Here is a 22,252-nt window from a genome sequence, read left to right as displayed (position 1 = left end):
ATAGGACCGCACCATGCCCCACCTTCTCACCGCAGGCCTGGGCCTCAAGCCCCAGCATTACGACGAGGCCCTGCACTGCACCGCCAGCGGCCTGTGGTGGGAGGTGCACCCCGAGAACTACCTGGCCGACGGCGGCCCGCGCCTGGCCTGGCTCGAAGCCATCCGCGCGCGCCACCCGGTGTCGCTGCATGGCGTGTCGCTCTCGCTCGCGGCCGACGCGCCGCCCGATGCGGAGCATCTGCGGCGCCTGGCGCAACTGGTGCGGCGCATCGAGCCCGCGCTGGTGTCCGAGCACCTGGCCTGGTCGGCCTGGCGCGGGCGCTATCACCCCGACCTGCTGCCCTTCCCGCGCACGCACGAGGCGCTGGCGCGCATCGCGGCCAACATCGCCGCCACGCAGGACGCCCTGGGCCGCACCATCGCCATCGAGAACCCCACGCACTACCTGCACATCGAGGGGCACGATTGGTCCGAAACCGATTTCCTGGCCGAGCTGGCGCGGCGCACCGGCTGCAGCCTGCTGCTGGACGTGAACAACGTGGTCCTCAGCGCGCACAACCTGGGCACCAGCGCCCACGACTACCTGGACGCGTTTCCGGTGCAGGCCATCACCGAGATCCACCTCGCGGGCCACCATGCCGACCCGCGCCTGGGCGAGGCGCTGCTCATCGACAGCCACGACGCCCCCGTGGCCGAGCCCGTGTGGGCGCTGTACGAGCACCTGATCGCACGCACCGGCCCCCAACCCACGCTGATCGAGCGCGACGACGCCATCCCGCCCCTTCTCGAGCTGCTGGCCGAGCGCGAGCGCGCGCACCGCATGCTCGCGAACCTGGAGGCCCTGCCATGCACCTGAGCGATTTCCAGGACGGCCTGGCCGGCGCCCTGCTGCCCCCGCCCGGCGCCAGCACGCCGCCGCCCGCCTGGCTGGATGCGCTGCTGGCCCAGCCCGGCTTTGCCGTGTACCGCAACACCGTGGCCAAGGGCTGCATCGACGCGCTGCAGGCCAACTACCCCGCCGTGCACGCCCTGGTGGGCACCGACTGGCTGCGTGCCACGGCACATGCCTTCGTGCACCAGCACCCGCCGACGGATGGGCGACTCATGGGCTATGGCGCGGGCTTTGCCGATTTTCTGGAAGGCTTTGGCCCGGCTGCCGACCTGCCCTACCTGGGCGCCGTGGCACGGCTGGACCGTTGCTGGACCGAATCCCACCTGGCCGCCAACGCGCCCGCGCTGCAAGCCGCCTGGCTGGCCCAGCAAGCGCCCGAGGCCCTGGCGCGGCTGCGCCTGCTGCCCCACCCGGCCGCGCGCTGGCAGTGGTGCGCGGAGCACCCGGCCTACCGCCTGTGGCAATGCCAGCGCGAGGGGCTGCCCTGGGACGCCCGCCTGCCCTGGCAGGGCGAAGGCGCGCTGCTGACGCGCCCGCACGACGCCGTGCAATGGGCGCCCCTGCCGCGCGCGGGCTGCGCGCTGCTGGACGCCTGCGCCGCAGGCGCCACTTTTGAAGACGCCGCCGCCCAGGCCTTGCAAGCCGACCCCGCCGCCGACCTGCCCGCACTCGTCGCGCTGCTGCTGCGCACCGGCGCCCTGCGCGCGCCCGAACCCTGTTGAACGAGGAGTACCCCATGCACACCACCCATTCCCCTGTCGGCTCTGCGCCCGCATCCCTCCCCGGCGTGCGGGGGCTGTGGAACGGCCTGGCCCAGCGGCTGGAGCAGTGCACGCCGCACGGCCTGATCGCGCTGGCCGCGCGCCTGGCGCTGGCGGGCATTTTCTGGATGTCGGGCCGCACCAAGGTGGAGGGCGTTTTCACGATCACCGACACCACCTACCTGCTGTTCCGCGAGGAATACAAGCTGCCGCTGATCCCCCCGGAATGGGCGGCGCCCATGGCCACCCTGGCCGAGCACCTGTTCCCGGTGCTGCTGGTGCTGGGACTTTTCACGCGCCTGTCGGCGCTGGCGCTGCTGGGCATGACGCTGGTGATCCAGGTCTTTGTGTACCCCGACGCCTGGCCCACGCACCTGTCGTGGGCGGCGCTGATGCTTTACCTGGCCGGGCGCGGCGCGGGCCGCCTGTCGCTGGACCGCTGGCTGGGACTGCGCTGAGGTCTTTGGTTCAGAGCACGCTGCGCACCCAGCGCTCGATGTCCGCCGCGCCCAAGGCGCCCGAAATGCGTGCCACCTCGCGCCCGCCCTGGAACAGCACCATGGTCGGAATGCTGCGGATGTTGTAGGGCGCCGCCACCTGCGGGTGCGCCTCGGTATCGAGCTTGGCCAGCCGCACCTGGGGCTCCAGCGTGCGCGCCGCCTGGGCAAAGGCCGGCGCCATCTGGCGGCACGGCCCGCACCAGGGCGCCCAGAAGTCCACCAGCACCGGAATGTGGCTGCGCTGCACATGCTTGGCAAAGCTGGCGGTATCCAGCGCCAGCGGCGCGCCCATGAACAGGGGCTGGTGGCAGCCGCCGCAGTCAGGCTGGCTGGTGAGCTGCGCCGCCTGGACGCGGTTGGTGGTGTGGCAGTGGGGGCAGACGATGTGCAGGGCTTCGGTCATGCCCCAGACATCGGGCCGCACCCCGAAAAAATCAAGTCAGAGCCACTTGACGATCAGGCTCAGCACAAAGCTGAGCAGCACGGTGCTGGCCAGCGGGATGTACCACTCGCGCCCGAACAACCGGAAATGGAAATCCCCCGGCAGCTTGCCCAGCCCCAGGCGCTGCAACCAGGGCGTGAGCCCGTTGATGAGCACCAGCGCGAGGAAGACGACGATGAGCCAGCGGATCATTGCAATGCAAAAGTTGAATCGGAGGGAGTCGCTCTGATGATCACAAACAAAACCTGCTGATCAAACTTAATCATTGCCTTGCTGTGCTGCATCACTATCCAACAGCTCCATCTCGATTGATTCAAGGGCAATAGAGTGGGAGTGGCACTTTCCTTCCTCATTATTCGGCCAGGACTTTCGAACCCACGGATGGCCATATTCATCAATTTCTTCGATTGCAAATACTTCACCGATCATGGACAGAACGTCTTGCTTTTCGTCTGGTGGCAATTCGTCGAGCCATCTTCCAGATAGTCCGATAAGGCGTATCCGGTCGCCTACGCGAACGATACGGCCCTTGCAATCACGCGACGCAGAGAGTGGTTCAGCCATTGGATTCTTGTTTCTTGTCTGCTGCCATCAAGACAACCCACGCAACGATCTCAAAAAAGACACCGAAGATCGCCAAACCGTACGCGACGCGCGACCACGCGCACGCGTAGAAGGCAGACGCCAACAAGAAACAGGCAATGGCCCCGAGGTGCATAGACAGCTACCCTGCATTAAAGCCTGTGGCTGCGGTCGCCGTGCGCAAAGCCCACGGCCTCCCAGGGCGCGCCCTTGGCCAGCAGCAGCACCTGGAACAGCTCACCCATCTCGTGCTCCATCAGCAGCTTGGCCGCCAGGGCGCGCTCTTGCAGCGGCGCCTGCTCCATGGCCTGCGGCAGGCCGCAGTTGATGAGGAAGTGCGCCTGCGAGGTGTAGCCCAGCAACTGCCATTCCTGCCCCACGGGCAAGGGCTGCTCCTGCGCGGCCAGCACGATGCCGGTGAAGTTGACGTGCGCCGTGATGTCCTTGGCACCCACGTCCATCAGCGGGTTGTCGTCGGCCTGGTGGGCGCGGTGGCACATCAGGGTGCCCATGTGGCGCTGCGGGTGGTAGTACTCGCGCTCGCCAAAGCCGTAGTCGATGAGCAGCAGTGCGCCGCGCCGCAGCTTCTCGCCCAGGGTGCGCACAAAGGCTTCGGCCTGGGGGTGGATTTCGGTGAGGTAGTCGTGCGTGCCTTCGATGGGAATCGGCGGCGCCAGGGGGGTAGGCCGGTCTTGCCAGACGAACGCACCCTGCTCCAGCGTCACACCGCGCTCATGCCACTGCCCGCCCTGGCGCAGCAGCAGTTGCACGGGCATGGCGTCCAGCAGTTCATTGCCCACGACCACGCCTTCCATGGCGTCGGGCAGGGCGTCCAGCCAGCGCAGCTTGTGCGCGTGCGCGGCCAGGCGCTCCTGCTGGCGCGCGCGCAGGCTGCCCGACAGGTCCACGATGGTGTAGCGCTGCACCGCGTCGCCCAGTGCGTCCAGCAGTTGCAATGCCAGCGCCCCCGAGCCCGCGCCAAACTCCCACAGCTCGCGGGTCTGCGTGCGCTCCAGCGCCTCGCGCACCTGCACGGCCAGTGCCTGGCCGAACAGCGGGGTCAGCTCGGGTGCGGTCACAAAGTCGCTGCCCGACTGGGGCAGGTGGCCAAACTTGGGCAGGCCGCCCGCGTAGTAGCCCAGGCCCGGCGTGTACAGGGCCAGCGCCATGAAGCGGTCGAATCCGATCCAGCCGCCCGCGGCGCCGATGGCCTGGGCGATGTGGGAATGCAGGGCGGTCGTTAAACTTGGTGGTTCTGTCATCACGCTCTGCATTGTCCCCGAATGCCCACCCCCACCCGCCCGCGCACCGTTCTGGTCACCGGCGCTGCCAAGCGCCTGGGCCGTGCCATTGCCCTGACGCTGGCCGAAGGCGGCTGGCAGGTGGCGGTGCACTACCGCAGCGCAGAGCAGGATGCTATCGAAACAGTAGCTGCTTGCGCCCGTATTTCGGGCGTTAGTGGCCATTTTGATGCTGATTTTTCAGACGAAGCCGCCGTGCGCGCCCTGTTGCCGCGCGTGGTGGCGCACTTTGGTGCGGTGGATGCGGTGGTCAACAGCGCCTCGCTGTTCGAACACGACGACCCCGCCACCTTTGGCTACGCCCGCCTGCAGCAGCACCTGGCCAGCAACACGGCGGCGCCGATTGTGCTGGCGCAGGCCCTGCACGCGCACCTGAACGAACGCGCTGCCCAGGGCGAGGCCGATGCCCAGGGCGCGGTGGTCAATCTGCTGGACCAGAAGCTCTGGAATCAGAACCCCGATTTTTTGAGCTACACGCTCTCCAAGGCCGCCCTGGAAGCCGCGGGCACCATGCTGGCGATGGCGCTGGCGCCGCGCGTGCGCGTGGTGGGCGTGGCGCCGGGGCTCACGCTCACCAGCCACTACCTCAGCGAGGAGCAGTTTCAGCGCCTGCACGCGCTCAGCCCGCTGGGGCGCTCGTCCACCGCGCAGGACGTGGCCCAGGCCGTGCGCTTTGCGCTGGAAAACCGCGCGCTCACCGGCACCACGCTGCTGGTCGATGGCGGCCAGCACCTGATGCGCTTTGAGCGCGACTTTTCCCTCATGCAAGACACCCCCACCCCGCCATGAAACCCACCACCGGCCTGCAGACCCTGACCCTGACCGGGCTGCGCTTTGACGCCAACCTGGGCATCCTGGCGCACGAGAAGAGCTCTCCCCAACCCATCCAGGTCGATGCCGAGCTGAGCCTGGGCGCACAGCCCCTGGAGCCGCACGACGACGACATCGCCCATGTGCTGGACTACCGCAAGGTGCGCCAGATCATCATCGACGAGTGCACGGCCGAGCATGTGAACCTGCTGGAGACGCTGATCGGCAAGCTCGCACACCGGCTGCTGCAACTGCCTGGCGTACAGGGCGTGCGCGTCAAAATCGCCAAACTCGAAATCTTTGAAGACTGCGAAGTCGCCATCCGCATGGAAGCCGGGCAGTGGTGAGAACCTGTTCACGATCTTTTCATGGGGTACGTTGCCCCGCAAAAGCAGTGGATGCAAGGCGCAAACCGCAGCCGGGCTGGTGGCCCGGAGAGGATTTGCAACGCCGCAGACGCTGCTTTTGCGGGGCAACCCTTCGGGCAAGGCAGCAAACCGCCACGCTCGTTGTTGCCCGCCTTGCCCAGGCCGCCAGCATGGGCTGCGGCAGGCGCCTAGATCGTGACGGTTTGCTGCCTTGCGTACCCCATGAAAAGATCGTAAACAGGTTCTACACAGCAACACAATGAACACCTGGACCCCCGACACCGACACCGACACCCCCGCCGCCGACGCACCGCAGGCTGGCCCCACGCCCCACAGCTTCAAGATCGAGCGCGAGGCGCACAAGCTCGAAAAGCGCCTGTGCCGCGAGGTGGGCAAGGCCATCGTGCAGTACAACATGATCGAGGAAGGCGACAAGGTCATGGTCTGCATGTCGGGCGGCAAGGACAGCTATGCGCTGCTGGACATCCTGCTCAAGCTGCAAAAGCGTGCGCCCATCCACTTCGACCTTGTGGCCGTGAACCTGGACCAGAAGCAGCCCGGCTTCCCCGAGCATGTGCTGCCCGACTACCTGACCAGCGTGGGCGTGCCCTTCCACATCGAGAACGAGGACACCTACAGCATCGTCAAGCGCCTCATCCCCGAGGGCAAGACCACCTGCAGCCTGTGCTCGCGCCTGCGCCGCGGCATTCTGTACCGCGTGGCCGACGAACTGGGCGCCACCAAGATCGCCCTGGGCCACCACCGCGACGACATGCTGGCCACGCTGCTGCTCAACATGTTTTTTGGCGGCAAACTCAAGAGCATGCCCCCGAAGCTGGTGAGCGACGACGGCCGCCACGTGGTGATCCGCCCCCTGGCCTTTGTGGCCGAGAAGGACACCACCCAGTGGGCCAAGGTGCGCCAGTTCCCCATCATCCCCTGCAACCTGTGCGGCAGCCAGGAGAACCTGCAGCGCAAGCAGGTGAGCGAAATGCTGCGCGAGTGGCAGAAAAAATACCCCGGCCGCGTGGAAAACATGGCCAACGCCCTGCAAAACGTGGTGCCCAGCCATTTGCTGGACGGCGCGCTGTACGATTTTGTGAACGCGCGTGCCACCGGCGTTGCCAGCGAGGACGGCGACAAGGCCTTTGACGAAGAAGAGTTCCCTGTGCCGCCCCCGCTGCCCGGCATGCAGGTGGTTCGCATAGGCTGAACAAGGCCCGCCCGCCGACCGGCCACACCCCCAAGGAGGACAGCATGCTTTCCCGCCGCTCTCTCGGTCTCGCACTGCTGGGCACCGCGCTGGTCGCAGGCTGCTCCACCACCCGCGTGGTGGACAGCCAGGTGCAAAGCTGGTCCACCCTCACCACCCCGCCTGCGCCGCCCACCTACCGGCTCGACAAGCTCCCCTCACAACAGGCGGCGGCCCAGGCCTTTGCCCCCATCGAGGCGCTGGCCCATGCCGCGCTGCAACGCGCCGGGCTGCAGCGCGACGACGCACAGCCCCGCCTGATTGCCGAAGTGGGCGTGCGCTCGGGCCAGGCCCTGCCCGACTGGCCGCACTACCCGCCCGCCTGGTGGGGCTGGGGCCCTGGCCGTGGCTGGCGGCCCGGCATGCGCGCGGGCGCCATGCTGCGCGAGATGCCCCCCACCCTGCACCGGCGCGAAGTGAGCGTGGAACTGCGCGACGCGCGCACGCAGCAGGTGGTGTACGAGACCTCGGCCCTGTTCGAGGACGTGTGGACCGACGACCCCGCCGTGTTTGGCGTGCTGTTCGACGCCGCGCTCAGCGGCTTCCCGCAACCGCCCCAGGGCCCGCGCCAGGTGCGCCTGCCCCTGGCCCCCACCGGCGCCCCGCGTTGAGCGTGCCGATGCAGGCCACCCGCATCATCGCCGTGCGCCACGGCGAAACCGCCTGGAACGTGGACACGCGCATCCAGGGCCACCTGGACATCGCCCTCAACGACACCGGCCACTGGCAAGCGCGCCAGGTGGCCCGTGCCCTGGCAGACGAGCCGCTCGCCGCCGTGTACACCAGCGACCTGCAGCGCGCCCACGCCACGGCCCAGGCCATCGCCCAGGCCAGCGGCGCCCCGTTGGTGGCTGAGCCCGGCCTGCGCGAGCGCAGCTTTGGCGAACTCGAAGGCCGCACCTTTGCCGAGATCGAGGCCGAGCTGCCTGAACAGGCCCGGCGCTGGCGCCAGCGCGACCCGCACTTTGCGCCCACGGGCGGCGAAACCCTGGTGCAACTGCGCGAACGCATTGCCGCCACCACACACCGGCTGGCAGCCCAGCACACGGAGCAGCTCATCGTGCTGGTGGCGCACGGCGGCGTGCTCGACATGCTCTACCGCATGGCCACGGGCCTGGACCTGCAGGCGCCGCGCACCTGGCTGGTGACAAACGCCTCCATCAACCGCCTGCTCTGGACGCCTCAAGGGCTGACCCTGGTGGGCTGGGCCGACACACAGCACCTTGACACGGGCTCCCGCGATGAAACCGTCACCTGACACCGCACTGCAACACCCACTGGTCGGCCAGCGCGTGGACCTGATCGACAGCCCCGCGCTGGTTGTCGATCTGGACGCGATGGAGCGCAACATCACCCGCATGGCCGACTTTGCCCGCAAGCACCAGGTGCAGTGGCGCCCCCACGCCAACGCCCACCGCAGCGCCGAGCTGGCCCTGCAAATGCAGCGCGCCGGTGCCGTGGGCGCCTGCGTGCAGAAGATTGCCGAGGCCGAGGTGCTGGCCGCAGGCGGCGTGCGCGACATCACCCTGACCAACCAGGTGGTCGCCTACCCCAAGCTGCTGCGTGTGGCACGCCTGGCCGCGCGCCTGCAGGCCCAGGGCGGGCGCCTGGCGCTGGCCGTGGACAGCCCCGAGGGCATCACCCGCCTGGCCGAGGCCATGGCCCAGGCCGCACCGCAGACGCGCATCGACGTGCTGGTGGAAATCGACGTGGGCCACTGGCGCTGCGGCGTACCGCCCGGCGAGCCCGCGCTGGTACTGGCCCAGGCCGTGGCGCGGCTCACACAGTTGCGCTTTGCCGGGCTGCAGGCCTTCCAGGGCCGGGCGCAGCACATGCGCAGCGCGGCCCAGCGCCGCAGCGTGGCCACGGCCTGCGTGCAGTCGGTGCGCGCCACCTGCGAGCGCATCCAGGCCGCCGGCCTGAGCGTGCCATTGGTGACCGGCGGCGGCACCGGCACGCTGGTGCACGAGGCCGCCAGCGGCGTCTATGGCGAACTGCAGGCGGGCACCTTCCTGTTCATGGATGCCGACTACGCGCGCAACGAACGCGAGACCGCCCAACCGGCTTTCGAGCATGCGCTGTACGTCAAGACACAGGTGATCTCGCGCCAGGGCGAGCGCGCCGTGTGCGACGCAGGCCACACCAGCCATGCCATCGACGCGGGCGTACCCTGGGTGGCCCACCTGCCCGAAGGCCAGGGCCTGGCCTACCACAGCGCGGGCGACGAGCACGGCATCCTCACCGCCGAAACCGACGAAACCCCGCTGCCCACCATTGGCAGCATGCTGTGGCTGGTGCCCAGCCACTGCGACCCTACGGTGAACCTGCACGACACGCTGATCGGCGTGCGCGGCGGGCTGGTGCGCGGTGTGGTGGAACGCATCATCGCGGTCGATGCGCGCGGCGCGCTGAGCTGAACCCCGTTGCCCATGACCATGTCCCACCCAACACTCCACCCCCAACACCGCACCCTGCTGACGCTGATGGTGCTGTGCGCAGCACTGGCCACCATCACCAGCGAGGCCGGTCTGCTGCACTGGCACTGGCTGTTCAAGCCGCTCACCATGGTGATTGCTATTGTTTTAGTAGCTACCAGCGCTTATCCCATAAGCGCTAGGGGCCAATTTGATTCAAAATCCTGGTGGCTGCTCGGCGCGGCGCTGGTGGGCTCGCTGGCGGGCGACGCCTTCCTCATGGTCGAGGGCTTCTTCATCCCCGGGCTGGTGAGCTTTCTGCTGGCACACATCGCCTACATCGTGCTGTTCCGCCAGGGCGTGGCCTGGCTGCCCCGGCCTGGCGCCTTGGCCGCCACGCTGGGCGTGGGCGGCGCCATGTATGCGTATCTGTGGCAAGGCGGACTGCCCGCCGAACTGCGCATTCCGGTGGCGGTGTATGTCACCGCGATCGCGCTCATGGCGGCGCAGGCCCTGGGCCGCGCCAGCGTGCTGGGCGACCGCGCGGCGCGCCAGGTGGCGCTGGGTGCCTGCTTCTTCATGCTCAGCGATTCGCTGCTGGCCACCAACCGCTTCGTGCAGCCGCTGCCGCTGGCGCAGGTGGGCGTGCTGGCCACCTACTACGCGGCGCAGGCCTTCATCGTGCACGGCATGGTGGCTGGCCTGCGCAGGAAGTGAAGCACCCCCTGTGTCGCTTCGCTCCTTCCCCCCTCTCTCGCACCGCTGCGCGCTGCGGGAGGTGAGACGCCACCAGTGCCTGCATGCGGGATTTCTGGCGGCCCTTGCACGGTGGCCGCTGGCCTGGGCCGTGCCAACTTGATGCGCTGCGCGTACAGCGCAACGCGATGGGTCACGAAGACCTCTATTCGGCGTCGGGCTGGCGCGCTGGGTGCGCGGCCTGGAAGGGCGCGAGGCCCTCGCAATGCTCCGCAATGCGCCGCACCGTGGGGTACGGCGCCAGGTCCAGGCCGAAGCGGCGCGCGTTGAACACCTGGGGCACCAGGCAGCAGTCGGCCAGCGTGGGCGTGTCGCCATGGCAGCACAGGCCGGTCTGCGCGTCGCGCGCCAGCTGCACCTCGATGGCTTCCAGGCCCAGCGCCATCCAATGGTGTATCCAGGCGGTGCGCTGCGCGTCGGTGGCCTGCAAGGTGCCGGTGAGGTAGTTCAGCACGCGCAGGTTGTTCAGCGGGTGGATGTCGCAGGCCACGCTCAGCGCCAGCGCGCGCACGCGGGCGCGGCCCACGGCGCCCTGCGGCAGCAGCGCGGGCGCGGGGTGCGTCTCTTCCAGGTATTCGAGGAGGGCGAGCGACTGCGTGAGCGTGGCGCCCCCGTCCTGCAGCGCGGGCACGAGCGCGGCCGGGTTCACGGCGCGGTAGGCGGCCTGGAGCTGCTCGCCGCCGCCGCGCAGCAGGTGCACGGGCACGCTGTCATACGCCAGCCCCTTGAGCGCGAGCGCGATGCGCACGCGGTAGGCGGCCGAGCTGCGGAAGTAGGTGTAGAGCCGCAGCATGGTCACTCGGGCGCTGGCACGCGGCGCACGGTCTGGTCGATGGCGCCAAAGATGCTCTGGCCGGTGGCGTCGAACATCTCGATGCGCACGCGGTCGCCAAAGCGCAGGAAAGGTGTGACGGGCGCGCCGCCCTCGATGGTCTCGACCATGCGCAGCTCAGCCAGGCAGGCGTAGCCCACGCCGCCGTGCGCGATGCGCGAGCCATGCAGGCTGCCATGCTTGTTCGACACCGTGCCCGAACCGACGATGGAGCCCGCCGCCATGGCGCGCGTCTTCGTCACATGCGCCACGAGCTGGGCGAAGCTGAAGGCCATGTCCTGGCCCGCGTCGGGGCAGCCGAAAGGCTGACCGTTGAGCTGCACGTTCAGGGGGCGGTGCAGCTTGCAGTCCTGCCAGGCGTCACCCAGTTCGTCCGGCGTGACGGCCACGGGCGCGAAGCTGCTGGCGGGCTTGGACTGGAAGAAGCCGAAGCCCTTGGCCAGCTCAGCCGGGATGAGATTGCGCAGGCTCACATCGTTCACCAGCATGACGAGGCGGATCGCCTGCGCGCACCGCGCCACGCCCGCGCCCAGCGGCAGGTCGCCCGTGACCACGGCCACCTCGGCCTCGAAGTCGATGCCCCAGTCCTCGGTGAGCGCGTCGATGGGAGCCTGCGGCGGCACGAAGCTGTCCGAGCCGCCCTGGTACATCAGCGGGTCGGTCCAGAACGATGCGGGCATCTCGCTGCCGCGCGCCTTGCGCACCAGTTCCACATGGTTGAGGTAGGCCGAGCCGTCGGCCCACTGGTAGGCGCGCGGCAGCGGCGCATGGCATTGCGCCGGATCGAAAGGCTGGGCGCCGGGCGCCTGGCCCCCATTGAGCGCATCGGACACCTGCTGGAGCTGGGGCGCGCAGCGCTCCCAGTCGTCCAGCGCGGCCTGCAGCGTGCGCGCTATGGCGGGGACGGGCTGGCAGCGGGTGAGGTCGCGGCTGACGACGACGAGCGTGCCGTCGCGGCCGCCTTGCTGGAGGGTGGCGAGTTTCATGGTGGCGGTTCCGATCGGTCAGGCGTTGGCGCGGTGGCTGCCGTCGTGCATCCACGCAGCGTGTTTGGGGGCTTTCTTGGTGCGCGCCCATTCGTTGAGCATGTCCCACTTCACCTCGTCGAGCTTTTGCAGCATCTCGGGCGTGCCGGTGTTCACGGCCAGCTCCAGGCGGTGGCCGCTGGGGTCGAAGAAGTAGATGGACTGGAACAGCGTGTGGTCGGTCGGGCCGATGACCTCGATGCCGTCGGCCTGCAGGCGCGCCTTGGCGGCGAGCAGTTCCTCCATGGTGTCCACCTGCAACGCCAGGTGCTGCGTCCAGACGGGGGTGTTGCGGTCGCGGTCCATGGGCGGCTGGCCCGGCAGCTCGAAGAAGGCCAGGATGTTGCCGTGGCCCGCGTCCAGGAAGATGTGCATGTACGGGTCGGGCTCGCCGGTGGAGGGCACGCTGTCCTCGGCGATGGCGAGCACGAAGCCCATGTTCAGGTACTTGCCGTACCACTCCACCGTCTGCTTGGCGTCCTTGCAGCGGTAGGCCACGTGGTGAATATTCTGGATCTGCATGGCGGTGTCTCCTGTGCCGTTCATGGCACCTTGGACGCCATTACACGGCCTTTCGATCTATCATTCAAACGGTATTTATTAATTCATTTATCAGTTTTTCATATGAATGTGACCCTGCGGCAGTTGCGCGCCCTGGTGGCGCTGGTGCGCACCGGCAGCTTCACCCAGGCCGCCGCCTCGCTGCATGTGACGCAATCGGCGCTGAGCGGGCAGATCAAGGAACTGGAGCAGGCGCTGGGCGTGCGCCTGGTCGAGCGCAGCACGCGGCGCATCGGGCTGACGGAAGCGGGGCGCGGCTTCTATCCGCTGGTGGACAAGATCCTGCAGGACCTCGAAGGCGTGCTGCACGGCATCGACGACCTCAAGGCGCTGAAGAAGGGCGTGGTGCGCATCGCCGCGCCGCAGCTGATGGCCTGCACGTTGCTGCCCGACGTGATCGCCGCGTTCAACCAGGCCCATCCAGACGTGCAGGTGCGGCTGGCCGACTGCGAGGTGGACAGCGTGCTGGCGCGCGTGGCCAGCGGCGAGGTGGATTATGGCGTGGGGCCCGAGCGCCCGACGGGCGCGGACATCGCCGCACAAGCGCTGTTCGAGCTGCCCTTCATGGTGGTCTTCCCGCCGGGCCATGCACTGGAACCGTTGCCGCGCATTGGCTGGAACGATGTGGTGCAGCACCCCTTCATTGCCCTGCAGGGGCAATTCACCGAGCTGCTCACGCACGACCTGCACGGTGCGCTGCGCGACCTGACACTGCGCCCCAGCCACGAGGTGGCCTTCATGTCCACGGCGCTGAGCCTGGTGCACGCCGGCCAGGGCATCACGACCTGCCTGCCCTACGCGGACTCGCTGGTGAAGCTCTACCAGTTACGGATGCGCCCGCTGCTGGGCCCCGAGCTGCGGCGCAAGTTCCAGGTCTACCAGCGCGCCAGCGCCTCGCTGGCACCCGCAGCGGCGGAGTTCGCTCGGTTCCTCCATGCGCAGGTGGCGTCCCGAGGCTGGAGCGCTTCTGGTGAATGATTCCTGCCGCTCTGCATTCCGTCAGGGCGCATGAACGGGCACGGCCCAGGCCAGCGACCACCGCGCAAGGGCCGCCCCGCTGCGCTGGCGGCGCCCCCTCCCGCAGGCGAGGGGGAAGGCGCGTAGCGACACAGGGGGAGTTATCTCAGCGCCGGCCCGCCGATGCGCTCCTGCAGCGACACGGTGTCGCCGATCATGATGAGCGCCGGGGGGTGCACGCCATGCTTCACGCTGAGCGCGGGCAGGGTTTCGAGCGTGCCGACGATGGTGCGCTGGTCGGGCCGGGTGGCGCGCTCGACCAAGGCAGCCGGGGTGTGACCCGGCAGGCCGTGCTCGACGAGCTTGGTGCAGATCACCGGCAGGGTGCCTACACCCATGTAGATCACCACCGTCTGGCGCGGCCGGGCCAGCGCGGCCCAGTCGAGCGCGACGCTGCGCTCCTCGCCCTCGCCCTGCAGGTGGCCGGTGGCGAACACCAGCATGCCGGTGTGGTCGCGGTGCGTGAGCGGGATGCCGGTGCTGGCCGAGGCGCCTTGCGCGGCGCTGATGCCGGGCACGGTCTCGCAGGCAATGCCTTCGGCCACCAGGGCCTCGGCCTCCTCGCCGCCACGGCCAAAGATGTAGGGATCGCCACCCTTGAGGCGCACGATCGACTTACCGGCCTTGGCCAGGCGCACCATGAGTTCGATGATGCCTTCCTGGGGCAAGGTGTGGTTGCTGCTCTGTTTGCCGACGTAGATGCGCTCGGCATCCTGGGGAATCTGGCGCAGCACATCCTCCGACACCAGATTGTCGTAGAGCACCACGCGCGCGCTGGCCAGCACGCGGGCGGCCTTGAGGGTCAGCAGTTCGGCGTCACCGGGGCCAGCGCCCACCAGCGTCACCCGCCCCCATTCGGAAGGCGAAAGGGCGGGGGTCGCAGGGGCGTCTGGCTGAACGGCGGCGTGCGCGGGAGGGCGGGCGGTATCCATCAATGCTCCGGAAATAACGGGATGCGGTGTCGAGTGCTCCCATTGTCAAAAGCCCTCGCCATAACGCCCTTGACTAACATCAAGGACATGCGGGGCCATTGCGGTGAACATCGGCACATGTCGGCGGCCTTCTGCTGCCGACAGATCCCCACCATGGTAAACCTCCCGATCTCTACTCGGCGCCCCCGATCCTTGGCTCGCACCCTGCAGTCCTGCGGCGTGTCGCTGCTTCTGTGCCTTGTCGCCCATCAAGTCCATGCGCAGGCCCCGGACGCTGCGCGCCAGCGCGAGCTGATCCGCATGGTGCGCCAGGACTGCGGCTCCTGCCACGGTCTGTACCTGACGGGCGGCCTGGGCCCCGCGCTCACCCGCGAGGCACTGGCCGACAAACCCCTGGATTCCATGGCCTCCACCATCTACGGCGGCCGCCCCGGCACCCCTATGGCCCCCTGGAAGGCCATGCTCAGCGAGGCCGAGGCCTTGTGGATTGCCCAACAACTGATGGCTGGTTTTCCCGAGCCAGAGAAGGATTCCCGATGAAACGCCGTGACTGCCTCGCCCTGCTGGGCGCCTCCTCCCTGCTGCTCGGGGGCTGTGCCAGCTCCGGCCCGGCGCCCTCCCTGGTCGGCACGGGCGACCTGGGCGTCGTCGTGGCGCGCTCCACGGGCACGCTGGCCATCGTCAACACCAGCCAGCGCAAGCTGCTGGCCGAGGTCAAGGGCCTGGGCGACCTCTCGCATGCCTCGGTGGTGTTCTCGCGCGATGCGCGCCATGCCTTTGTCTTCGGGCGCGATGGTGCGCTGACCAAGGTGGACCTGCTGACCCAGCGCATCGTCGGCCGCGTGATGCAGGCGGGCAATTCCATCGGCGGCGCCATCAGCGCCGACGGCAGCCTGGTGGTGGCGCAGAACTACACGCCCGGCGGCATCAAGGCCTTCGACACTGCCACGCTGGAACTGGTGGCCGACGTGCCCGCCGAGTTCGAACCCGGCCGCCTCTCACGCGTGGTGGGCTTGGTGGATCTGCCGGGCCGCCGCTTCGCCTACAGCCTGTTTGACGCCGACGCCATCTGGATCACCGACCTGTCCAACCCCGCGCGGCCCGTCACCACCAAGCTGCCGAACATCGGTCGCCAGCCCTACGACGCGCTGGTCACGCCCAACGGCCGCCACTACATCGCCGGCCTGTTTGGCGAGGACGGCCTGGCCATGGTGGACCTGTGGGAGGAAAAGCCCCAGGTACGCCGCATCCTCGCGGGCTACGGCCGGGGACAGGAGCCGCTGCCGGTCTACAAGATGCCGCACCTGCGCGGCTGGGCCGTCGCCGGGCGCCGCGCCTACCTGCCCGCCATCGGCCGCCACGAGGTGCTGGTGGTGGACACCGACACCTGGCAGGAGGTCGGCCGCATCCCGGTGGCGGGCCAGCCCGTGTTCGTGATGGCCCGGCCCGACGGTCGCCAGGTGTGGGTCAACTTCTCGGTGCCCGACTACCACCGCGTGCAGGTCATCGACACCACCACGCAGAAGATCGTGCGCACGCTGGAGCCCGGCAAGGCCGTGCTGCACATGGAGTTCACGCCGCGCGGCGAATCGGTCTGGATCAGCTCGCGCGACGACCACCGCGTCAGCGTGATCGACACCCAGAGCTTTGCCACACAGGCCACCATGACGGTGGATTCCCCGAGCGGCATTTTCTTCACCTCCCGCGCAGCGCGGGTGGGGTTCTAGATGGACCCCCACCCCGACCTGCGCCTGACCTTGCTCAACCCTTGGCAGCGTGGCTTTCCGCTCGAACGTGAGCCCTTTGCGCACATCGCAAGCATCCAGGGACTGACCACCGATGAAGTCCTAGCCGGCTATGCCCGGCTGCAGAGTGATGGCGCTCTGAGCCGCATCGGCGGCGTGTTCGCGGGCAATGCCGGCGGCGCTGCGCTGCTGGCTGCCATGGCCGTTCCGCCCGAGCGCCTGGACGCCGTTGCCGCCGTGGTCTCCAGCCACCCCGGCGTGAACCACAACTACCAGCGCGAGCACCACTTCAACCTCTGGTTCGTGATGACCGGGCAGGACGATGCCGCCGTGCGTGCCGCCATGCGTTCGCTCGAAGAGGCTACGGGCCTCCCCGCCCTGCAGCTGCGCATGCAGCGCGCCTACCGCATCGACCTGGGCTTCGACCTGCGCGGCAGCACCGCCCCCGCGCCCATGGCGGCCGCGCGCGAGGCCACGCCGGTGCTCGATGCCGACCGGCCGCTCGCCGCCCTGCTCGAAGACGGCCTGCCGCTGGTGCCGCGCCCCTACGACGCCTGGGCACAGGCGCTGGGCCGCACGCCCGAATCCGTGCTGCACACGCTGCAACAGTGGCTGGACCAGGGCACGGTGCGGCGCATCGGCGCCATCGTGCGCCACCACGAGCTGGGCTTCGACGCCAACGCCATGACCGTGTTCAACATTCCCGACGCGCAGGTGGACGCCTTTGGCGAGGCCCTTTCCCGCATCAGCGGCGTGACGCTGGCCTACCGGCGCGAGCGCGCCGAAGGTTGGCCCTACAACCTGTACTGCATGGTGCATGGCCGCGGCCGCGCCGCCGTGCGGGACGTGATCGCGCGCGCCATCGCCGAGGCCGGCCTCGGCGGCTTTCCGCACGAGGTGCTGTTCTCGTGCCGCCGCTTCAAGCAGACTGGCCCGTGGCGCTTCCGCGCCCTGCCCACCGCCACGGCCCCGGACGCCGCCGCCACACCGGAGGTGCTCGATGCTGTCGCCGGATGACACCCGCCTGCTGGAGCGCCTGCACGGCGACCTGCCGCTGACGGAGCGGCCCTTCGCCGATGTGGCGGCCGAGTTCGGCTGGACCGAGGAATATGTCATCGGTCGGCTCTCGGCCCTGCTGGAAAGCGGCATGCTCACGCGCTTTGGGCCGCTGTTCCAGATCGAACGCGCGGGCGGTTTGTTCGTGCTCGCCGCCATGGCCGTGCCCGAGGAGCGCTACGAGGCTGTCACGGCCCAGGTCAACGCCCACCCCGAGATCGCGCACAACTACCGGCGCGACCATGCGCTGAACATGTGGTTCGTGCTCGGCACCGAGACGCCGGCGCAGTGCGCGGCCGCGATTGAACGCATCGAGGCCGAAACGGGCCTCCCCGTGCTGGCTTTCCCCAAGGAACGCGAGTTCTTCGTTGAACTCAAGCTCCCCCTGACCAGCGGAGTGCAGCATGGCGCTTGACGATTTTGACCGCCAGCTGATCGCTGCCACCCAGGGCGGCCTGCCGCTGGTACCCCGCCCCTACGATGCCGTGGGCGAGCGCCTGGGCGTGAGCGGCCAGCAGGTGCGCGAGCGCCTGGCGCAGATGCTGGAGAGCGGCCTCATCCGCCGCATCGGCGCCGTGCCCAACCACTACCGCCTGGGCTTCACCGCCAACGGCATGAGCGTGTGGGACGTGGACGACGCGCTGGTGGACCAGCTTGGCGAACGCATCGGCCAACTGCCCGGCGTGAGCCACTGCTACCGCCGCCCGCGCCGCCTGCCCAGCTGGCCGTACAACCTGTTCGCCATGCTGCACGGCCGCACGCGCGCTGAGGTCGAACAGCAGGCCGTGCAGTTGCAAGAACTGCTGGGCTCCGCCTGCCGGGGCCACGACATTCTTTATTCCACCGCCATCCTCAAGAAGACCGGCCTGCGTCTTCGGCAAAGCCAAGAAAGCTAACCATGTTCCGCATCAGCCAATACATGCGCGAGCTCGCGCAAGCCCAGGCGACTGGCACCTACCCCGTTCCCGCACGCCGGGGCAGCGGTCAGCCGCCCGGCCCGGTGGTGATCTGGAACCTGATCCGCCGCTGCAACCTCACCTGCAAGCACTGCTACGCGCTGTCGGCCGACCACGACTACGAGGGCGAGCTGTCCACGCAGGAAGTGTTCGGCGTGATGGACGACCTCAAGGCCTACCGGGTGCCGGTGCTGATCCTCTCGGGCGGCGAGCCGCTGATGCGGCCCGACATCTTCGAGATCGCCGAGCGCGCCCGGGACATGAAGTTCTACACGGGCCTGTCGACCAACGGCACGCTGATCGACGAGCCCATGGCCGACCGCATCGCCACCATGGGCTTCGACTACGTGGGCATCAGCCTGGACGGCCTGCGCGAGACACACGACTTCTTCCGCCGCCTCGATGGCGCCTTCGACCGCAGCCTCGCTGCCGTGCGCTACCTGCACCAGCGCGGCGTGAAGGTGGGCCTGCGCTTCACCATGACGGCCATGAACGCGCACGACTTCCCGGCGCTGCTCGACCTGATGCGCCAGGAGGCCGTGGACAAGTTCTACTTCTCGCACCTCAACTACGCCGGGCGCGGCAACATCCACCGCGGCAAGGACGCGCAGTTCCAGGCCACGCGCGATGCGCTCGACCTGCTGTTCGAGCGCGCCTGGCAGTCCGCGCTGGAAGGCCGCGAGGAAGACTACGTCACCGGCAACAACGACGCCGACGGCCCTTACCTGCTGCAATGGGTGCGCGAACGCATGCCGCAGTGGGAGGCACCGCTGCGCGAGCGCCTCATCGCCTGGGGCGGCAATTCGAGCGGCGTGAACGTGGCCAACATCGACAACCTGGGCACCGTGCACCCCGACACCATGTGGTGGCACCACGACCTGGGCAACGTGCGCCAGCGCCCGTTTTCAAGCATCTGGTCCGACACCTCCGAGCCGCTGATGGCCGGTCTCAAGGCCAAGCCGCGCCCGGTGGGCGGGCGCTGCGCCAGCTGCAATTATTTCGAAATCTGCGGCGGCAACACGCGCGTGCGCGCCCAGCAGCTCACCGGCGACGCCTGGGCCGAAGACCCCGGCTGCTACCTGCGCGACGATGAAATCGGCCTGGCCTCGGGCAGCGACGCGCAGCGCGTGGCGGTCACGCCGTTCAGCAACCGCCGCCGCACCATCGAAATCCACCCTGAGTCCGAGGGTGTGTGAGCGCCTACGGCACTGGCTGGCTGGCGCCGGCCAGTTGGCCCTGAGTGCGGGGCTGCTCTGGATGGGCGTGGATCTGGCCCACGCGCAAAACACGCCACCAGCTCCTGCCGCGGCCGTCGCCATTGATGCGTCAGCGCTGTACCAGCAGCATTGCGCTGCGTGCCACGGCACGCAGCGCACGGGGGGCATGGGCCCAGCCTTGCTGCCCGAAAGCCTTGAACGCCTGCGCCGCGCCGAGGCGCTGAAGGTCATCGGCACAGGCCGCGCGGCCACGCAGATGCCGGGCTTTGCCGCCGCGCTGTCGGCCGCCGAGATCGCCGCGCTGGCCGGCTGGATCTACCAGCCCGTGGAGCCCGCGCCCGCCTGGAGCGACGCCGACATCCGCGCCTCGCGCGCCGCCCCTGCACCCACGAAGCCGCTGGCCGACAAGCCGGTGTGGCAAGCCGACCCAATGAACGTGTTCCTGGTCGTCGAGGGCGGTGACCACCATGTCTCGGTGCTCGACGGCGACCGTTTCGAGGTCATCCACCGCTTCGCCAGCCGCTACGCACTGCACGGCGGCCCCAAGTTTTCGCCCGACGGGCGTTACGTGTTTTTCGGCTCGCGCGACGGCTGGATCACCAAGTACGACCTGTGGAACCTGGCCGTGGTCGCCGAGGTGCGCGCCGGCCTGAACATGCGCAACGTGGCCGTGAGCGGCGACGGCCGCTGGGTCATGGCCGCCAACTACCTGCCGCGCACCGTGGTGCTGTTCGACGCCGACCTGCAACTGGTCAAGCGCTATGACGCCACCACGCTCGACGGCAAGAGCGCCTCGCGCGCCTCGGCGGTGTACGACGCCGCGCCGCGCAAGAGCTTCGTGGTGGCACTCAAGGACATCCCCGAGGTCTGGGAAATCTCCTACGACCCCCAGGCCGAGCCCATTTACGACGGCCTGGTGCACGACTACAGGATGGGCGAGGGCCTGCCCAAGCCGGGCTTCCAAGGCGTGCGCCGCACGCCGCTGGACGAGCCGCTGGACGATTTCTTCTTCGACCAGAGCTACCGCCATGTGCTCGGTGCCACGCGCCCCAAGGCCGGGAGCAGCGAGGGCGCATCCGCCCAGGTGGTGAACCTGGACGCGCGCCGCAAGATCGCCGACCTGCCCATCGCCGGCATGCCGCACCTGGGCTCGGGCATCACCTTCGCCTGGAACGGCACCACGGTGCTGGCCAGCCCGAACCTCAAGGACGGCGCCATCGACGTGATCGACATGAAGACCTGGCGCACGGTCAAGACCATCCCCACGCCGGGTCCGGGCTTCTTCATGCGCAGCCACGAGAACACGCGCTACGCCTGGACCGACTCGATGATGAGCCCGAAGGCCAAGGACACGCTCACGCTGATCGACAAGGCCACGCTGGAGCCCGTGGCCAGCCTGCGCGAGCCCGGCAGGACGCTGGCGCACATCGAGTTCACCAAGGACGGCCGTTACGCCCTGGCCAGCGTGTGGGAGATGGACGGCGCCCTCATCGTGTACGACGCGCAGACGCTCAAGGAAGTCAAACGCCTGCCCATGAGCAAGCCTGTGGGCAAGTACAACGTGTGGAACAAGATCACGCGCTCAGAGGGCACGTCTCACTGAGGAACACCCCCCTGTGGCGCTGCGCGCCTTCCCCCCGCTCTCGCATTGCTGCGCAATGCGGGCAGGGGGACGCTCCCGGCGCGGCGGGGCGGCCCTTGCGCGGGAGCCCTGGTCTGGACCGCGCCTGTTTCGAGGGCATGGACAATGCGGCCTGTCTTGGAGCAACTGATATGGAATCCAACACCATCACCCGCATCAATCCCCAGTCCCAATGGTCGGACGCCGTGGTGCACCAGCACACGGCGTACTTTGTGGAGGTGCCCGAGAGCGGCGCCGACATTGCCAGCCAGACGCAGGCCCTGTTCGCGCAGGCCGAGCGCACCATGGCGCTGTGCGGCACCGACAAGCGCCATATCCTGATGGCGACGATCTACCTCAAGCACATGGCCGACCGCGCCGCCTTCAACGCGCTGTGGCAGGCCTGGCTGCCCGAAGGCTGCGCCCCGGCGCGGGCCTGCGTGAGCGCCGAGCTGGCCAGCCCGGACTATCTGCTGGAGATCGTGTTCACCGTGGCGGTGCCGCGGGTCTAGCCTGCACCACCGCCTCATCGCGCGCGATGCGGCCATCGACCAGCTCCACCAGCCGGTCGCAGCGCGCCGCCAGGCGCGGGTCGTGGGTGACAACGATGAAGGCCGTGCCGCGCTCGGCGTGGATGTGGCGCAGTAGCGCAAACACGTCATCGGAGGACGCAGTGTCCAGGTTGCCCGTGGGCTCGTCAGCCAGCACCAGCGGCGGGTCCATGACCAGCGCGCGCGCAATCGCCACGCGCTGCTGCATGCCGCCCGACAGCTCCGAGGGCCGCTTGTGCAGGGCGGCCGCCAGGCCGACGGCATCGAGCAGTTCGCGTGCCTTGGCCTCGGCTGGGGCGCTGACCCGGCCCGCGTGCATCAGCGCGGGCAGCGTGACGTTTTCCAGCGCCGTGAAGGCGGGCAGCAGGTGGTGGAACTGGAACACGAAACCCAGCGTGCTGCGCCGGCGCAGCGTAAGCTCGGCATCCGGCAGGCCACGCACCGAATCGCCCAGCAGCCGATAGTCTCCCTCGGTCATGCGTTCGAGCAGGCCCAGGATATTGAGCAGCGTGCTCTTGCCCGAGCCCGAAGGACCCATCAGCGCGAGAAACTCGCCGCGCTGCACGCGCAGATCGATCCCGTGCAACACCTCGGCCTCGTTGGGCTGGCCCAGGTTGTAGCGTTTGCGCAGGCCCTGCAGTTCGATCAGCATCGCCGCACC

The 22,252-nt window shown here is 68.8% G+C and carries 27 protein-coding genes and 1 pseudogene; 19 read left to right on the top strand and 9 right to left on the bottom strand.

Annotated elements, in window-relative coordinates:
- The first annotated feature begins 13 nt into the window (after positions 1–13).
- From bufB to MJ602_RS04955, 3 genes are read left to right on the top strand one after another with little or no spacing between them, the layout of a single operon-like run.
- Positions 14–856 carry an MNIO family bufferin maturase gene (gene bufB / locus MJ602_RS04965; protein WP_243019729.1) on the top strand — a complete coding sequence of 281 codons (843 nt, stop codon included), beginning with the start codon at positions 14–16 and terminating at the stop codon, positions 854–856.
- Positions 847–1,614 carry an HvfC/BufC N-terminal domain-containing protein gene (locus MJ602_RS04960; protein ID WP_243019727.1) on the top strand — a complete coding sequence of 256 codons (768 nt, stop codon included), beginning with the start codon at positions 847–849 and terminating at the stop codon, positions 1,612–1,614. The genes bufB and MJ602_RS04960 overlap by 10 nt, the downstream gene beginning before the upstream one ends.
- A gap of 14 nt (positions 1,615–1,628) precedes the next feature.
- Positions 1,629–2,111 (top strand): DoxX family protein, encoded by a 483-nt coding sequence (locus tag MJ602_RS04955; protein WP_243019725.1) that lies wholly within the window; start codon positions 1,629–1,631, stop codon positions 2,109–2,111.
- Positions 2,112–2,121: 10 nt separating this feature from the next.
- Here MJ602_RS04955 and trxC read toward each other — a convergent pair whose 3' ends face one another.
- The 4 genes from trxC to MJ602_RS04935 form a co-directional block, all read right to left on the bottom strand.
- On the bottom strand, positions 2,122–2,556 hold the full coding sequence (gene trxC, locus MJ602_RS04950; protein ID WP_243019724.1) for a thioredoxin TrxC: 435 nt from the start codon (positions 2,554–2,556) through the stop codon (positions 2,122–2,124).
- Positions 2,557–2,592: 36 nt separating this feature from the next.
- Positions 2,593–2,787, bottom strand: coding sequence for a DUF2905 domain-containing protein (locus MJ602_RS04945; RefSeq protein WP_162017506.1), 195 nt, complete (start codon positions 2,785–2,787; stop codon positions 2,593–2,595).
- 66 nt (positions 2,788–2,853) lie between these two features.
- Positions 2,854–3,159 (bottom strand): hypothetical protein, encoded by a 306-nt coding sequence (locus tag MJ602_RS04940; protein WP_243019723.1) that lies wholly within the window; start codon positions 3,157–3,159, stop codon positions 2,854–2,856.
- A gap of 170 nt (positions 3,160–3,329) precedes the next feature.
- Entirely contained in the window at positions 3,330–4,439 is a 1,110-nt protein-coding gene (locus MJ602_RS04935) for a class I SAM-dependent methyltransferase (RefSeq protein WP_243019721.1), read from the bottom strand.
- Positions 4,440–4,460: 21 nt separating this feature from the next.
- On the opposite strand from MJ602_RS04935, the gene MJ602_RS04930 reads away from it, so the two are divergent.
- The 7 genes and pseudogenes from MJ602_RS04930 to MJ602_RS04900 form a co-directional block, all read left to right on the top strand.
- Positions 4,461–5,267: an SDR family oxidoreductase gene (locus MJ602_RS04930; protein WP_243019719.1), complete on the top strand. Its 807-nt coding sequence runs from the start codon at positions 4,461–4,463 to the stop codon at positions 5,265–5,267.
- Positions 5,264–5,635 (top strand): dihydroneopterin aldolase, encoded by a 372-nt coding sequence (locus MJ602_RS04925; protein WP_243019717.1) that lies wholly within the window; start codon positions 5,264–5,266, stop codon positions 5,633–5,635. The genes MJ602_RS04930 and MJ602_RS04925 overlap by 4 nt, the downstream gene beginning before the upstream one ends.
- Positions 5,636–5,915: 280 nt before the next feature.
- Positions 5,916–6,869, top strand: coding sequence for a tRNA 2-thiocytidine(32) synthetase TtcA (gene ttcA, locus MJ602_RS04920; protein WP_243019716.1), 954 nt, complete (start codon positions 5,916–5,918; stop codon positions 6,867–6,869).
- Positions 6,870–6,913: 44 nt separating this feature from the next.
- Positions 6,914–7,519 (top strand): DUF4136 domain-containing protein, encoded by a 606-nt coding sequence (locus MJ602_RS04915; protein WP_243019715.1) that lies wholly within the window; start codon positions 6,914–6,916, stop codon positions 7,517–7,519.
- An 8-nt stretch (positions 7,520–7,527) separates the two neighbouring features.
- A complete protein-coding gene (locus MJ602_RS04910) occupies positions 7,528–8,166 on the top strand; it encodes a histidine phosphatase family protein (protein WP_243019714.1) in 639 nt (212 codons plus the stop codon).
- Positions 8,150–9,325 (top strand): DSD1 family PLP-dependent enzyme, encoded by a 1,176-nt coding sequence (locus MJ602_RS04905; RefSeq protein WP_243019713.1) that lies wholly within the window; start codon positions 8,150–8,152, stop codon positions 9,323–9,325. The genes MJ602_RS04910 and MJ602_RS04905 overlap by 17 nt, the downstream gene beginning before the upstream one ends.
- Before the next feature lie 57 nt (positions 9,326–9,382).
- Positions 9,383–10,039, top strand: a pseudogene (locus MJ602_RS04900) (lysoplasmalogenase); the annotation flags it as partial.
- A gap of 184 nt (positions 10,040–10,223) precedes the next feature.
- Here MJ602_RS04900 and maiA read toward each other — a convergent pair.
- The 3 genes from maiA to MJ602_RS04885 are packed head-to-tail and all read right to left on the bottom strand — an operon-like array spanning position 10,224 to position 12,457.
- Positions 10,224–10,868 carry a maleylacetoacetate isomerase gene (maiA, locus tag MJ602_RS04895; RefSeq protein ID WP_243019905.1) on the bottom strand — a complete coding sequence of 215 codons (645 nt, stop codon included), beginning with the start codon at positions 10,866–10,868 and terminating at the stop codon, positions 10,224–10,226.
- Between the two features lie 5 nt (positions 10,869–10,873).
- The gene (locus MJ602_RS04890) at positions 10,874–11,896 is read right to left on the bottom strand and encodes a fumarylacetoacetate hydrolase family protein (protein WP_243019711.1); all 1,023 of its coding nucleotides are present in this window, start codon (positions 11,894–11,896) and stop codon (positions 10,874–10,876) included.
- A gap of 18 nt (positions 11,897–11,914) precedes the next feature.
- Positions 11,915–12,457 (bottom strand): VOC family protein, encoded by a 543-nt coding sequence (locus tag MJ602_RS04885; RefSeq protein WP_243019710.1) that lies wholly within the window; start codon positions 12,455–12,457, stop codon positions 11,915–11,917.
- Positions 12,458–12,559: 102 nt separating this feature from the next.
- On the opposite strand from MJ602_RS04885, the gene MJ602_RS04880 reads away from it, so the two are divergent.
- Positions 12,560–13,474, top strand: a complete 915-nt coding sequence (locus tag MJ602_RS04880) for a LysR family transcriptional regulator (RefSeq protein WP_243019709.1) — start codon at positions 12,560–12,562, stop codon at positions 13,472–13,474.
- 140 nt (positions 13,475–13,614) lie between these two features.
- Here the strand turns inward: MJ602_RS04880 and cobA are convergent, their stop codons facing one another.
- On the bottom strand, positions 13,615–14,445 hold the full coding sequence (gene cobA / locus MJ602_RS04875) for a uroporphyrinogen-III C-methyltransferase (protein ID WP_243019707.1): 831 nt from the start codon (positions 14,443–14,445) through the stop codon (positions 13,615–13,617).
- Positions 14,446–14,637: 192 nt separating this feature from the next.
- Between cobA and MJ602_RS04870 the strand changes: the two genes are divergently transcribed.
- The 8 genes from MJ602_RS04870 (at position 14,638) to MJ602_RS04835 (ending at position 21,552) form a co-directional block, all read left to right on the top strand.
- Positions 14,638–14,985, top strand: coding sequence for a c-type cytochrome (locus MJ602_RS04870; protein ID WP_423246688.1), 348 nt, complete (start codon positions 14,638–14,640; stop codon positions 14,983–14,985).
- Complete coding sequence (locus tag MJ602_RS04865) at positions 14,982–16,172, top strand: cytochrome D1 domain-containing protein (RefSeq protein ID WP_243019706.1); 1,191 nt, start codon at positions 14,982–14,984, stop codon at positions 16,170–16,172. Before MJ602_RS04870 ends, MJ602_RS04865 begins: the two co-directional genes overlap by 4 nt.
- Positions 16,173–17,207, top strand: a complete 1,035-nt coding sequence (gene ahbB / locus MJ602_RS04860) for a siroheme decarboxylase subunit beta (RefSeq protein ID WP_243019704.1) — start codon at positions 16,173–16,175, stop codon at positions 17,205–17,207.
- Positions 17,191–17,661, top strand: a complete 471-nt coding sequence (locus MJ602_RS04855; RefSeq protein WP_243019702.1) for an Lrp/AsnC family transcriptional regulator — start codon at positions 17,191–17,193, stop codon at positions 17,659–17,661. The genes ahbB (MJ602_RS04860) and MJ602_RS04855 overlap by 17 nt, the downstream gene beginning before the upstream one ends.
- Complete coding sequence (gene ahbB / locus MJ602_RS04850; protein WP_243019701.1) at positions 17,651–18,142, top strand: siroheme decarboxylase subunit beta; 492 nt, start codon at positions 17,651–17,653, stop codon at positions 18,140–18,142. Before MJ602_RS04855 ends, ahbB (MJ602_RS04850) begins: the two co-directional genes overlap by 11 nt.
- A gap of 2 nt (positions 18,143–18,144) precedes the next feature.
- A complete protein-coding gene (nirJ, locus tag MJ602_RS04845) occupies positions 18,145–19,398 on the top strand; it encodes a heme d1 biosynthesis radical SAM protein NirJ (protein ID WP_243019699.1) in 1,254 nt (417 codons plus the stop codon).
- Positions 19,399–19,459: 61 nt separating this feature from the next.
- Entirely contained in the window at positions 19,460–21,022 is a 1,563-nt protein-coding gene (locus tag MJ602_RS04840) for a nitrite reductase (RefSeq protein WP_243019902.1), read from the top strand.
- A 170-nt stretch (positions 21,023–21,192) separates the two neighbouring features.
- Positions 21,193–21,552: a RidA family protein gene (locus MJ602_RS04835; RefSeq protein ID WP_243019697.1), complete on the top strand. Its 360-nt coding sequence runs from the start codon at positions 21,193–21,195 to the stop codon at positions 21,550–21,552.
- Here the strand turns inward: MJ602_RS04835 and MJ602_RS04830 are convergent.
- A complete protein-coding gene (locus MJ602_RS04830) occupies positions 21,527–22,243 on the bottom strand; it encodes an ABC transporter ATP-binding protein (protein ID WP_243019696.1) in 717 nt (238 codons plus the stop codon). The two genes, MJ602_RS04835 and MJ602_RS04830, sit on opposite strands and share 26 nt — an antisense overlap.
- Positions 22,244–22,252 lie beyond the last annotated feature (9 nt).

Source organism: Simplicispira sedimenti (assembly GCF_022760965.1).
GTDB classification, from domain to species: Bacteria; Pseudomonadota; Gammaproteobacteria; order Burkholderiales; family Burkholderiaceae_C; genus Simplicispira; species Simplicispira sedimenti.
Note: the sequence above shows the minus strand (reverse complement) of the source record. Positions and strands in the feature narration are given on the sequence as shown.